This is a genomic window from Mesorhizobium sp. B3-1-8 (assembly GCF_006439495.1).
Taxonomy (GTDB): Bacteria; Pseudomonadota; Alphaproteobacteria; order Rhizobiales; family Rhizobiaceae; genus Mesorhizobium.
The window spans coordinates 23,456-35,717 of record NZ_VFTK01000029.1 but is presented as its reverse complement, the minus strand read 5'-3'; the positions used below and the strand labels follow the sequence as shown (position 1 = coordinate 35,717).

The 12,262-nt window shown below is 64.2% G+C and carries 8 protein-coding genes; 7 read left to right on the top strand and 1 reads right to left on the bottom strand.

The genetic code is table 11. From position 1 onward, the window contains the following. Complete coding sequence (locus tag FJ424_RS24075; protein ID WP_140657072.1) at window positions 1–1,224, bottom strand: ROK family transcriptional regulator; 1,224 nt, start codon at window positions 1,222–1,224, stop codon at window positions 1–3. Between the two features lie 210 nt (window positions 1,225–1,434). On the opposite strand from FJ424_RS24075, the gene FJ424_RS24070 reads away from it, so the two are divergent. The 7 genes from FJ424_RS24070 (at window position 1,435) to glgA (ending at window position 12,260) form a co-directional block, all read left to right on the top strand. Next, window positions 1,435–2,463 carry a sugar ABC transporter substrate-binding protein gene (locus tag FJ424_RS24070; RefSeq protein WP_140643399.1) on the top strand — a complete coding sequence of 343 codons (1,029 nt, stop codon included), beginning with the start codon at window positions 1,435–1,437 and terminating at the stop codon, window positions 2,461–2,463. Window positions 2,464–2,559: 96 nt separating this feature from the next. Then, complete coding sequence (locus FJ424_RS24065; protein ID WP_140657070.1) at window positions 2,560–3,636, top strand: ABC transporter permease; 1,077 nt, start codon at window positions 2,560–2,562, stop codon at window positions 3,634–3,636. Then, window positions 3,633–4,430 carry an ATP-binding cassette domain-containing protein gene (locus FJ424_RS24060; RefSeq protein WP_140643403.1) on the top strand — a complete coding sequence of 266 codons (798 nt, stop codon included), beginning with the start codon at window positions 3,633–3,635 and terminating at the stop codon, window positions 4,428–4,430. The genes FJ424_RS24065 and FJ424_RS24060 overlap by 4 nt, the downstream gene beginning before the upstream one ends. A gap of 134 nt (window positions 4,431–4,564) precedes the next feature. Beyond that, window positions 4,565–7,027, top strand: coding sequence for a glycogen/starch/alpha-glucan phosphorylase (locus FJ424_RS24055; RefSeq protein WP_140657068.1), 2,463 nt, complete (start codon window positions 4,565–4,567; stop codon window positions 7,025–7,027). A 119-nt stretch (window positions 7,028–7,146) separates the two neighbouring features. Then, window positions 7,147–9,360, top strand: coding sequence for a 1,4-alpha-glucan branching protein GlgB (glgB, locus tag FJ424_RS24050; RefSeq protein ID WP_140657066.1), 2,214 nt, complete (start codon window positions 7,147–7,149; stop codon window positions 9,358–9,360). Window positions 9,361–9,423: 63 nt separating this feature from the next. Continuing rightward, on the top strand, window positions 9,424–10,689 hold the full coding sequence (gene glgC, locus FJ424_RS24045) for a glucose-1-phosphate adenylyltransferase (RefSeq protein WP_140657063.1): 1,266 nt from the start codon (window positions 9,424–9,426) through the stop codon (window positions 10,687–10,689). 125 nt (window positions 10,690–10,814) lie between these two features. Then, window positions 10,815–12,260 carry a glycogen synthase GlgA gene (glgA, locus tag FJ424_RS24040; RefSeq protein ID WP_140657061.1) on the top strand — a complete coding sequence of 482 codons (1,446 nt, stop codon included), beginning with the start codon at window positions 10,815–10,817 and terminating at the stop codon, window positions 12,258–12,260. Window positions 12,261–12,262 lie beyond the last annotated feature (2 nt).

Below are 12,262 nucleotides of genomic sequence, written 5' to 3'. Positions count from 1 at the left end.
TCAGGCGCCCCCGGACGTGTTCGGTCCGATCAGGAAGCGCTCGGAGAGCGGTAGGCTGGCGCCGCCCATGGCGCGAGCGTGGATGCCGACCGTTCCCTCGCGCACGATGGGCAGCTTCAGTCCTTCGGCATCGATGCGGGCAATCGCTTCCGTCACGGCATCGACCAGCCGGCGCCGCACGTCGAGCGGCATCCAGCCATCGATGACCGCCGCTTCGAAATCGATGACCGACGAGGCAGCGACGATGGCATAGGCGAGCGCCCGCGAGGCGCTGGCGATCCACTCGTCGAGATCGGCGCCGATCTCGCCCCATTCCTGCGGCGAGGTCCAAAGATAGGAGCCGTCGATGCCCTTGGCGGAGAGCGCCCTTTCCAGCATCGCGATCGAGGCGACGTCGATGAGCTGCGTCGGCTTGCCGTCCGGCCCCGGCACCGGCATCGAGCCCAGCGCGCCGGCGTTGCCGTTCGGCCCGCTGTAGAGGCGGCCGTTGAGCACGATGCCGCCGCCGGCGAAGGCGCCGATATAGAAATAGACGAAATCGCGCGCCGCGCCGGCCCGCCCGAAGACGAGCTCCGCGCCACAGGCCGACGTCGCGTCGTTCTGCAGGTAGACGGGAAACTCGCACTGCCCCTGGATGTCGGCGCGGATGTCGCGATGGCGCCATTCGTCCATGATCTCGCGCGGCGCGCCGGCCGTGTCGACCCAGTTCCATAGCTCGAACGGCATGGCGATGCCGAGCCCGGCGATGCGCTTGTCCTGAGCCGGCGTAAGCGCGCCGCGCATCGTCTTGATGCCGGCGGTGACGAACTCGACGGTCTCGCGCGGTGCGGGATAGCGGTAGGAATGCTGCAGCATGGCGCGCACATTGCCGAGGAAGTCTATCAGCACGAGCTCGGCGCTGCGGCGGCCGATCTTGAGACCGATGAAAAAGGCGCCTTCCGGATTGAGCGCCATCGGGATCGAAGGTTGGCCGATCTTGCCGCGCAGCGGCGCCTGGCGCACGAGCAGCTTGTCTTCCTCGAGCTCGCGCATGATCACCGACACTGTCTGGGCAGACAGCCCGGTCATGCGCGCAATGTCGGATTTGGCCAGGCTGCCATGCTGGCGCACCAGGGACAGCACGAGCCGCTCATTGTGGTCGCGCATGCCGCTCTGGTTGGTGCCGCGATGCAGCCGGCTTTCCAAAGCCTCGGGCGAACCGTGCCTCGCAATGCCGGTCTCCACCCTGTTCCTCCCGTCTGTTTCCCCTCGATGCTTTTCGTTCAGAATGAGTGAACAGCGCAAGAGTGTCAATAATAAATAAGAGTGATTTAATTATTGACAGCCGTTACGGACTGGTGTCTCTTTGACATCGCGCCCACACTGGGAGAACTTCGGTGGGCGCTCCGCAGGCGCCGGTTGGCCGGCGCCGGAGTGGTTCACTGGGAGGAAATCATGCGTAAATGGACTATTCTGAAGGCGGCCGTTGCCGGTCTTGCCTTTTACGGCGCGATGGCCACGGCCTCGTATGCCGCCGACATCGTCGGCCTGATCACCAAGACCGAGGGCAACCCGTTCTTCGTCAAGATGCGCGAAGGCGCGCAGGCCAAAGCCAAGGAGCTCGGCCTCACGCTGCAGACCTTTGCCGGTAAGTTCGACGGCGACAATGACAGCCAGGTCGCGGCCATCGAGAATCTGATCTCGGCCGGCGCCAAGGGCTTCGCCATCGTGCCGAGCGATTCCAGCGCCATCGTGCCGACCATCAAGAAGGCGCGCGATGCGGGCCTGCTGGTCATCGTGCTCGACACGCCGCTCGATCCGATCGACGCGGCGGACGCCACTTTCGCAACCGACAATTTCAAGGCAGGCGAGCTGATCGGCGAGTGGGCCAAGGGCACGCTGGGCGACAAGGCCTCCAGCGCCAAGATCGCCTTCCTCGATCTCGCCACCAACCAGCCGACCGTCGACTATCTGCGCGACCAGGGCTTCATGAAGGGCTTCGGCATCGACATCAAGGATCCGAAGAAATACGGCGACGAGGACGACGCGCGCATCTGCGGCCATGAGATGACCGGCGGCGCCGAGGATGGCGGCCGCACCGCCATGGAAACGCTGCTGCAGAAGTGCCCGGACGTGAGCGTGATGTACACGATCAACGAGCCGGCGGCGGCCGGTGGTTACCAGGCGCTCAAGGCGGCCGGCAAGGATGACGGCTCGGTCCTTGTGGTTTCGATCGACGGCGGTTGCCCGGGCGTCAAGAACGTCGCGGCCGGCGTCATCGGCGCGACCTCGCAGCAATATCCGCTGAAGATGGCCGCCATGGCCATGGAAGCGATCGAGAAGTTCGCCAAGACCGGCGAAAAGCCGAAGCCGACCCCCGGTAAGGAGTTCTTCGACACCGGCGCCACGCTGATCACCGACAAGCCCGTCAACGGCGTCGAGTCGATCGACAGCAAGAAGGGCGCGGAACTTTGCTGGGGCTGATGCCCTTCCTAATACCCGCAATAACGGACTAAACTCACTGAAAGGGCGGCTCCGGCCGCCCTTTCCCGAAACACGGGATCCTGGGAGGGGATAAAGATGAGCGACGACACAACCGGCTCGGTCTCGGCCGAGCGCGGCCTTCAGGGCCACGACCAGTCCGTGGCGAGTTTTGATGAGGACCGGGGTTCATTAGTCAAAACCCTGCAGCGCTTCCTGCACGAATATCCCACGGCCATCCCGTTCATTGTCCTGGTCATCGGCGTTTTGATCTTCTCGGTCGCGGCGGGCGGGCGCTTTTTCGCGCCGTTCAATCTTTCGCTGGTGCTGCAACAAGTCACCATCATCGCCTTTCTGGGCATCGCCCAGACGCTGGTCATCCTGACCGCCGGCATCGATCTTTCGGTCGGCGCCATGATGGTGCTGTCGTCCATCGTCATGGGCAGGCTGACCGTCACCTATGGCGTGCCGGTCGAATTGAGTTTCGTGCTGGGCCTGCTCACCGGTCTTGTCTGCGGCCTGATCAACGGCGTGCTGGTGGCGGTGATCAAGCTGCCGCCCTTCATCGTCACGCTCGGCACCTGGAGCGTCTACGGCGCGATGGTCATCTACGTCTCGCATTCCGAGACCGTGCGCGCCCAGGACATCGAGGCGGCGGGACCGCTGCTGCAGTGGCTGGGCCACACGATCAGGTTGGGAGGCGGCGCGGTGCTGACCTACGGCGCCATCGCCATGATCCTGACGGCTCTGATCATCTGGTATGTGTTGAACCGCACCGCCTTCGGCCGCCATGTCTACGCCACCGGTGACGACGACGAAGCCGCACGCCTCGCCGGCATCAACACCCGCGGCGTGTTCATTGCCGTCTACACGCTGGCCGGCTTCATCTGCGCCGTCGCCGCCTGGGCGCTTATCGGCCGCATCGGCGCCGCAAGCCCGCTCGGCAACCAGACCGCCAATCTCGATGCCATCACCGCCGTGGTGATCGGCGGCACCTCGCTGTTCGGCGGGCGCGGCTCGATCGTCGGGACATTGTTCGGCGCACTGATCGTCGGCGTCTTCCGCAATGGGCTGGCGCTCGCCGGCGTCGACTCGCTCTGGCAGGAGTTCACCGTCGGCATCCTCATCATCCTCGCCGTCACCATCGATCAGTGGATCAGGAAGATTTCGGCATGAGCACCCAGTCGATTCATCAGGTCCCCATTCTTCAGGCCAAAGGCCTCAACAAGCGCTATGGCAGGGTGGTCGCTCTCGACAATGCCGATTTCGACCTGATGCCGGGCGAGATCCTTGCCGTCATCGGCGACAACGGCGCCGGCAAGTCGACACTGGTGAAGGCGCTGTGCGGCGCGGTCATCCCGGACTCCGGCGCGATCGAGCTCAACGGCCAGCCGGTGCATTTCCGCTCGCCGATCGAGGCGCGCATGGCTGGCATCGAGACCGTCTACCAGAACCTGGCCTTGTCGCCGGCGCTGTCGATCGCCGACAACATGTTCCTCGGCCGCGAGCTGCGTAAGCCGGGTTTTGCCGGGCAATGGCTGAGGAGGCTCGACCGCTCGGCCATGGCGCGCATCGCCCGCGAGAAACTGTCCGAGCTCGGGCTGATGACCATCCAGAACATCAACCAGTCGGTCGAAACGCTGTCGGGCGGCCAGCGCCAGGGTGTTGCTGTGGCCCGCGCCGCGGCGTTCGGCAGCCGCGTCGTCATCATGGACGAGCCGACCGCGGCGCTCGGCGTCAAGGAAAGCCGCCGCGTGCTGGAGCTGATGCTCGACGTCAAGAAGCGCGGCCTGCCGATCGTGCTCATCTCGCACAACATGCCGCATGTCTTCGAGGTGGCCGACCGCATCCACATCCATCGCCTGGGCCGTCGCCTCGCCGTCATCGATCCTAAGCAATATACAATGTCCGACGCCGTCGCCTTCATGACCGGCGCCAAGGCACCGCCGGAAGTTTTGGAGACGGCCTGATTGGGCCGTCTTGTTCCGGCACACGACCATTGGTCAGCCGTCTAAATCGATTGAGTATATGTTGCAATGCACTAGGATGGGCTGGGAGGAACGATACAAGCCGTTATGATCACGCCAGTTGAACGAGAGGCGAAATGACATCCGCCATGACGATCGAAGCCCCTGTTCTCGACAATCCCGATCCCAAGACCCTCGCTGAGGAGGTCTTGATGTCGCTCAAGTATCGGGTCGGCAAGGACACAACCGTCGCCACGCCCTATGACTGGTTGACGGCTTCGATCAAGGTCGTCCGCGACCGCATCGTCGACCACTGGATGCAGGCAACCAAGGAAGCCTACGACCAGCAGGAAAAACGCGTCTATTACCTTTCGCTGGAATTCCTGATCGGGCGCCTGATGCGTGACGCCTTCTCCAATCTCGGCCTGATGGAGAACATGCGCGAGGCGCTGTCCTCCCTCGGCGTCGACCTCGACCTCATCGCTGGGCTCGAACCGGACGCCGCGCTCGGCAATGGCGGCCTCGGCCGTCTCGCCGCCTGCTTCATGGAAAGCATGGCGACCGTCGATATCCCCGCCCATGGCTATGGCATCCGCTACGCCAACGGCATGTTCCGCCAGGAAATCCACGGCGGCTGGCAGGTCGAGCTGCCGGAGACCTGGCTCGATCACGGCAATCCCTGGGAGTTCGAACGGCGCGAGCGCTCCTTCGAGGTCGGCTTCGGCGGCTCGGTGGAATCGATCACCTCCAAGGACGGCCGGCTCGAACGCCACGTCTGGAAGCCGACCGAGCACGTGCTGGCCGTCGCCTACGACACGCCCGTCGCCGGCTGGCATGCCAGGCGCGTCAACACGCTGAGACTTTGGTCCGGCATGCCGATCGATCCGATCCTGCTCGACAAGTTCAACGCCGGCGACCACATCGGTGCGCTGGCCGAAAGCAACAAGGCCGACGCGCTGTCGCGCGTGCTCTATCCGGCAGATTCCCACATGGCCGGGCAGGAGTTGAGACTGCGGCAGGAGTATTTCTTCTCTACCGCCTCGCTGCAGGACATCGTGCAGCGTCATCTCAGCCAGTATGGCGACCTGAAATCGTTGCCCGACAAGGCGGCGATCCACTTGAACGACACCCATCCCGCGGTCGCCGTGGCGGAGCTGATGCGGCTCCTGATGGACGTCCACGGCATGGACTTCGACCAGGCCTGGGACACCACCAAGCGCACCTTCGGCTACACCAACCACACGCTGTTGCCCGAGGCGTTGGAAAGCTGGCCGGTGCCGCTGTTCGAACGTCTGCTGCCGCGCCACATGCAGATCGTCTATGCCATCAATGCGCAGGTGCTGCTCGAGGCCCGCGCCACCAACCAGTTCTCGGGCGATCAGATCGCCCGCATCTCGCTGATCCAGGAAAATGGCGACCGCCGCGTGCGCATGGGCAATCTGGCCTTCGTCGGCTCGCATTCGATCAACGGCGTCTCGGCCCTGCACACCGAGCTGATGAAGGAGACGGTGTTCGCCGATCTCCACAAGCTCTATCCCGACCGCATCAACAACAAGACCAACGGCATCACGCCCAGGCGTTGGCTGATCCAGTGCAATCCGGGCCTGACCTCGCTTGCCCGCGAGGCGATCGGCGACCGCTTCATGGACGACATCGAGGCGATCAAGGATCTCGATCCGCTCGCCGACGACGCGGCGTTCCGTGAGAAATTCGCCGCCGTGAAGCGGCAGAACAAGGTGAAGCTCGCCAACCTGATCGCCGATCGGCTCGGCGTTCGGCTCGACCCGTCGGCGTTGTTCGACATCCAGGTCAAGCGCATCCACGAATACAAGCGCCAGCTCCTCAACATCATCGAGGCGATCGCGCTCTACGACCAGATACGCTCGCATCCCGAGCGGGACTGGATGCCGCGCGTCAAGATCTTCGGCGGCAAGGCGGCGCCGAGCTACCACAACGCCAAGCTGATCATCAAACTGGCCAACGACGTCGCGAAAGTCATCAACGGCGATCCGTCGGTGCGTGGGCTGCTGAAGGTGGTGTTCGTGCCGAACTACAATGTCAGCCTGGCCGAAGTGCTGATGCCCGCCGCCGACCTCTCCGAGCAGATCTCGACCGCCGGCATGGAAGCATCCGGCACCGGCAACATGAAGTTCGGCATGAACGGCGCGCTCACCATCGGCACGCTCGACGGCGCCAATGTCGAGATGAAGGAACATGTCGGCGACGACAACATCTTCATCTTCGGCCTCACCACCGCCGAGGTCGCCGATCGGCGCAACAATGGCTACAACCCGCGCGGCATCATCGAGGCGTCCCCTGAATTGTCGCAGGCCGTCGCGGCGATCTCGTCCGGCGTCTTCTCGCCCGATGACCCCAATCGCTATCGCGACCTCATGAACGGGCTCTACAGCAGCGACTGGTTCATGGTGGCGGCCGACTTCGATTCCTACGCCGCCTGCCAGCGCGACGTGGACCGCGTCTGGCGCGACAGCCCCGATTGGAACGCGCGCGCCATCCGAAACGTTGCCCGCATGGGCTGGTTCTCGTCCGATCGCACGATCCGCCAATATGCGAAAGAAATCTGGAACGTACCCGTCTGATGTGATTGCATGAGATCACGAACAATGTGGTGTCGTGCATGTCGCCCAAAAGTGCGTTGCGGTTTTCGGGCGACGACATGCACAAAACAAAATAACTCCCGGGGAGGGAACACCGCCTGATGAGGAAGCCGCGCGCGACCGCTGCGACAAGCGGGCCGGACGGACTGGCGCCAGCCGGCGATGTCGCGGCGATTGTCGCCGGAACGCATGGCGATCCTTTCTCGGTCCTGGGCGTGCAGGAAGCCGGCAAAGGCTTCATCGCCCGCTGCTTCGTGCCCAACGCCGAATTCGTCACCGCCTATACGCTGACCGGCAAGGAGGTCGGCGAGCTCTCCCGCCGCGACGATGCCGGCTTCTTCGAGGGCAAGGTCTCGATCCGCAAGCGCCAGCCGCTGCGCTATCACGCCAGCAACGCCGGCGGCGACTGGTGGCTGACCGATCCCTATTCCTTCGGTCCGGTGCTCGGTCCGATGGACGACTATTACATGGCCGAAGGCTCGCATCTCAGGCTCTTCGACAAGCTCGGCGCCCACATCGTCGAACACGAGGGCGCCACCGGCGTGCATTTCGCCGTCTGGGCGCCCAATGCCAGGCGCGTCTCCGTGGTCGGCGCCTTCAACGACTGGGATGGCCGCCGCCATACCATGCGCGACCGCAAGGACACCGGCATCTGGGAGTTGTTCATTCCCGATCTCGGCGCGGGCCAACCCTACAAGTTCGAGATCATCGCGCCCGACGGCGTGCGCCTGCCGCTCAAGGCCGATCCGTTCGCCTTCGAGTCGGAACTGCGCCCGGCGACCGCCTCGGTGACGGCGCCGCCGATCGCGCATCAATGGGGCGACGAGGCGCATCGCGGCTACTGGCGCAAGGCCGACCCCAGGCGCGAGGCGATCTCGATCTACGAGGTCCATGCCGGTTCCTGGCAGCGCCGCGACGAAGGCACGTTCCTGTCCTGGGACGAGCTGGCCGCACGGCTCATCCCATACGTGGTCGACACCGGCTTCACCCATATCGAGTTCCTGCCGATCTCGGAGCACCCCTACGACCCGTCCTGGGGCTACCAGACCACCGGCCTTTACGCGCCGTCGGCTCGCTTCGGCGACCCCGACGGCTTCGCCCGCTTCGTCGACGGCGCGCACCGCGCCGGCATCGGCGTCATCCTCGACTGGGTGCCGGCGCATTTCCCGGTCGACGAGCACGGGCTGGTGAAGTTCGACGGCACCGCGCTCTACGAGCATGCCGATCCGCGCCAGGGTTTCCATCCCGACTGGAACACGGCCATCTACAATTTCGGCCGCCGCGAGGTGGTGTCGTTCCTCGTCAACAACGCGCTGTTCTGGGCCGAGAAGTACCATGTCGACGGCCTGCGCGTCGACGCGGTCGCCTCGATGCTCTACCTCGATTACTCGCGCAAGGCCGGCGAGTGGATCCCCAACGAGAAGGGCGGGCGCGAGAACCTGCAGGCTGTCTCCTTCCTGCAGAAGATGAACAAGGAGCTTTACGGCCACCACCCCGGCGTGATGACGATCGCCGAGGAATCGACCTCATGGCCGAAAGTGTCGCGTCCCGTGCATGAAGGCGGCCTCGGCTTCGGCTTCAAATGGAACATGGGCTTCATGCACGACACGCTGGAGTATCTCTCCAAGGAGCCGATCTTCCGCAAGCACCATCACAACGACATCACCTTCGGCCTGGTCTACGCTTTCTCGGAAAACTTCGTCCTGCCGCTTTCGCATGACGAGGTCGTGCACGGCAAAGGCACGCTGCTCAACAAGATGGCCGGCGACGACTGGCAGAAGTTCGCCACACTGCGCGCCTACTACGCCTTCATGTGGGGCTATCCCGGCAAGAAGCTCCTGTTCATGGGCCAGGAATTCGCCCAGCGCCGCGAGTGGAGCGAGGAACGCGCGCTCGACTGGGACCTGCTCGAATTCGCGCCGCATCGCGGCGTCTGGCAGGCGGTGCGCGACCTGAACTACCTCTACCGCTCGCGCCCGGCGCTGCATGCGCGCGATTGCGAGCCGGAGGGCTTCTCCTGGCTGATCGTCGACGACCGCGACAATTCGGTCTTCGCCTGGCTGCGCAGCGCGCCGGACGGCAATTCGATCGCCGTCATCTCCAATTTCACGCCGGTGCCGCGCGAGAACTATCGCGTGCCGCTGCCGAAGGCGGGAAAATGGCGCGAAATCATCAATACCGACGCCGAGGTCTATGGCGGCTCCGGCATGGGCAATCGCGGCGTGGTCGAGGCGAGCGGGGAAGGGGGAGGCATATCGGCGACGATGCTCTTGCCGCCGCTGTCGACGATCATGCTGGAATTCGTCGCGGATTGAAGCAGATGATGTCTCATCCTGCTCTTGCAACGGTCCGGGCAGCTTGTTTGGGAGGGTAACAAAATGGCAGAGATCAAAAGAACCCAGCCGCTGGCGCGCGATGCCATGGCCTATGTGCTGGCCGGCGGCCGCGGCAGCCGCCTCAGGGAACTGACCGACCGGCGCGCCAAGCCCGCCGTCTATTTCGGCGGCAAGACGCGCATCATCGATTTCGCCCTCTCCAATGCGCTCAACTCCGGCATCCGCCGCCTCGGCGTCGCCACCCAGTACAAGGCGCACTCGCTGATCCGCCATTTGCAGCGCGGCTGGAACTTCCTGCGGCCCGAGCGAAACGAAAGCTTCGATATCCTGCCGGCATCACAGCGTGTGTCCGAAACGCAGTGGTATGAAGGCACGGCCGACGCCGTCTACCAGAACATCGACATCATCGAGGCCTATGGGCCCGAATACATGGTGATCCTCGCCGGCGACCACATCTACAAGATGGATTACGAGCTGATGCTGCGCCAGCATGTCGACGCCGGCGCCGACGTCACCGTCGGCTGCCTCGAAGTGCCGCGCATGGAGGCGACCGGCTTCGGCGTCATGCATGTCGACAAGAAGGACAACATCATCGCCTTCGTCGAAAAGCCGGCCGATCCGCCGGGCATTCCGGATAAACCGGAATTCGCCCTGGCCTCGATGGGCATCTACGTCTTCAAGACCAAGTTCCTGATGGAGCAGCTGCGCCGCGACGCGGCCGAGCCCGGCTCCAGCCGCGACTTCGGCAAGGACATCATCCCTTACATCGTCCAGCATGGTAAGGCGATCGCTCACCGTTTCGCCAAATCCTGCGTGCGTTCCTCGCACGAGTCCGAGCCCTACTGGCGCGACGTCGGCACGGTGGACGCCTATTGGGAGGCCAATATCGACCTCACCGACGTCACGCCCGAGCTCGACCTCTACGATCGCGACTGGCCCATCTGGACCTATGCCGAATTGAAACCGCCGGCAAAGTTCGTGCATGACGAGGACGGCCGCCGCGGCGAGGCGATCTCCTCGCTCGTGTCGGGCGACTGCATCGTCTCCGGCGCATCGCTGCGCCGCAGCCTGATCTTCACCGGCGCCCGCATCAATTCTTATTCCAAGCTCGAGGAGGTGGTGATGCTGCCCGACGTCACTGTCGGCCGCAAGGCGCGCCTCAAGCGCGTCGTCATCGACCATGGCGTGCAGATCCCCGAGGGGCTGGTGGTCGGCGAGGATCCGGCGCTGGACGCCAAGCGTTTTCGCGTGTCGGAGAAGGGCATCTGCCTGATCACCCAGGACATGATCAACAAGCTGTCAACCTGATAAGGTTGATCAGCTGTCGACCTGATAGGGTCGATCAGCAAGCTGTCGGGTCGATCAGCAAGCTGATGACTTGATCAACAGATTGTCACTTTGACCTGTCACGTTGAGATCGGAATGTGGAGCGCATGCAGGTTCTGTCGGTTACGCCCGAAATCTTTCCGCTGGTCAAAACCGGCGGGCTTGCCGACGTGACCGGCGCCCTGCCGATCGCGCTGGTCGGGAAGGGCGTGGCGATGCGCACGCTGGTCCCCGGCTATCCTGTCGTGATGGCGGCCTTCGCCAAGAAGAAGGCCGTTTACCAGTACCCGCTGCTGCAAGGCGGCAAGGCTTCGGTCCATGCCGTCAAGATCGGCGAGCTCGATCTCTTCGTGCTCGACGCGCCGCATCTCTTCGATCGCCAGGGCGGCCCCTACGGCACCGCCTCCGGCGCCGACTGGCCGGACAATTGGCGCCGCTTCGCGGCCTTGAGTCAGGTCGGCGGCGACATTGCCGGCGGCGCGATCTCCGGCTACCAGCCGGACATCGTTCATGCCCACGACTGGCAGTCGGCGATGACGCTTGCCTATATGCGATACGGCAAGGCGGTCGGGGTGCCGTCGCTGATCACCGTGCACAATCTTGCTTTCCAGGGCCAGTTCGGCGCCGGCATCTTCGGCGAACTCGGCCTGCCGGCTGTGGCTATGCAACTCGACGGCGTCGAATATTATGGTGGCGTCGGCTATCTCAAGGCCGGCCTTCAGGCGGCCTGGGCGATCACCACGGTGAGCCCGACCTACGCGCAGGAAATCCGCTCGCCGGAATTCGGCATGGGCCTCGACGGGCTGATCAACATGCGCGCCACCGATCTCTACGGCATCGTCAACGGCATCGACGTCGACATCTGGAATCCCGAGACCGACAAGCATCTGGTGGCCAATTATTCGGCCGAGACGCTTGCCGCGCGGGCCAAGAACCGCAAGGCGGTCGAAGAGCGCTTCAACTTGGAGGCGGACGGCAGCCCGATCGTCTGCGTCGTCAGCCGGCTGACGTGGCAGAAGGGCATGGACATCCTGGCCGCGGTCGTCGACGGCATCGTCGCCGCCGGCGCGCGCCTCGCCATTCTGGGCTCTGGTGACGCCGGTCTCGAAGGCACGCTGCTTGCCGCCGCCGCCCGTCATCGCGGCCGCGTCGGCGTCGTCGTCGGTTACGATGAAGGCCTTTCGCACGTCATGCAGGGCGGCTGCGATGCCATCATCATTCCGTCCCGCTTCGAGCCCTGCGGCCTGACCCAGCTCTATGGCCTGCGCTATGGCTGCGTGCCGGTCGTCGCCCGTACCGGCGGTTTGGCCGACACCATCATCGACGCCAATGAAGCCGCGTTGTCGGCAGGCGTCGCCACCGGCTTCCAGTTCGCGCCCAACAATGGCGGCGCGATGCTGCATGCCATCCAGCGGCTGGTCGAGCAGCATGCCCGGCCGACGACCTGGGCCTCGATCCAGCGCCAGGGCATGAAGGCCGATGTCTCCTGGGACAAGAGCGCCGAAAAATACGTCGAACTCTATCGCTTGCTGCTTTCGAAAAGGGCTGCCTGAGG

What these genes read in the sequence shown, in the direction of transcription:
- FJ424_RS24070 (WP_140643399.1), top strand. Translation starts at nt 1,435, where the DNA reads ATGCGTAAATGGACTATTCTGAAGGCGGCCGTTGCCGGTCTTGCCTTT.
- FJ424_RS24065 (WP_140657070.1), top strand. Translation starts at nt 2,560, where the DNA reads ATGAGCGACGACACAACCGGCTCGGTCTCGGCCGAGCGCGGCCTTCAG.
- FJ424_RS24060 (WP_140643403.1), top strand. Translation starts at nt 3,633, where the DNA reads ATGAGCACCCAGTCGATTCATCAGGTCCCCATTCTTCAGGCCAAAGGC.
- FJ424_RS24055 (WP_140657068.1), top strand. Translation starts at nt 4,565, where the DNA reads ATGACATCCGCCATGACGATCGAAGCCCCTGTTCTCGACAATCCCGAT.
- glgB (WP_140657066.1), top strand. Translation starts at nt 7,147, where the DNA reads ATGAGGAAGCCGCGCGCGACCGCTGCGACAAGCGGGCCGGACGGACTG.
- glgC (WP_140657063.1), top strand. Translation starts at nt 9,424, where the DNA reads ATGGCAGAGATCAAAAGAACCCAGCCGCTGGCGCGCGATGCCATGGCC.
- glgA (WP_140657061.1), top strand. Translation starts at nt 10,815, where the DNA reads ATGCAGGTTCTGTCGGTTACGCCCGAAATCTTTCCGCTGGTCAAAACC.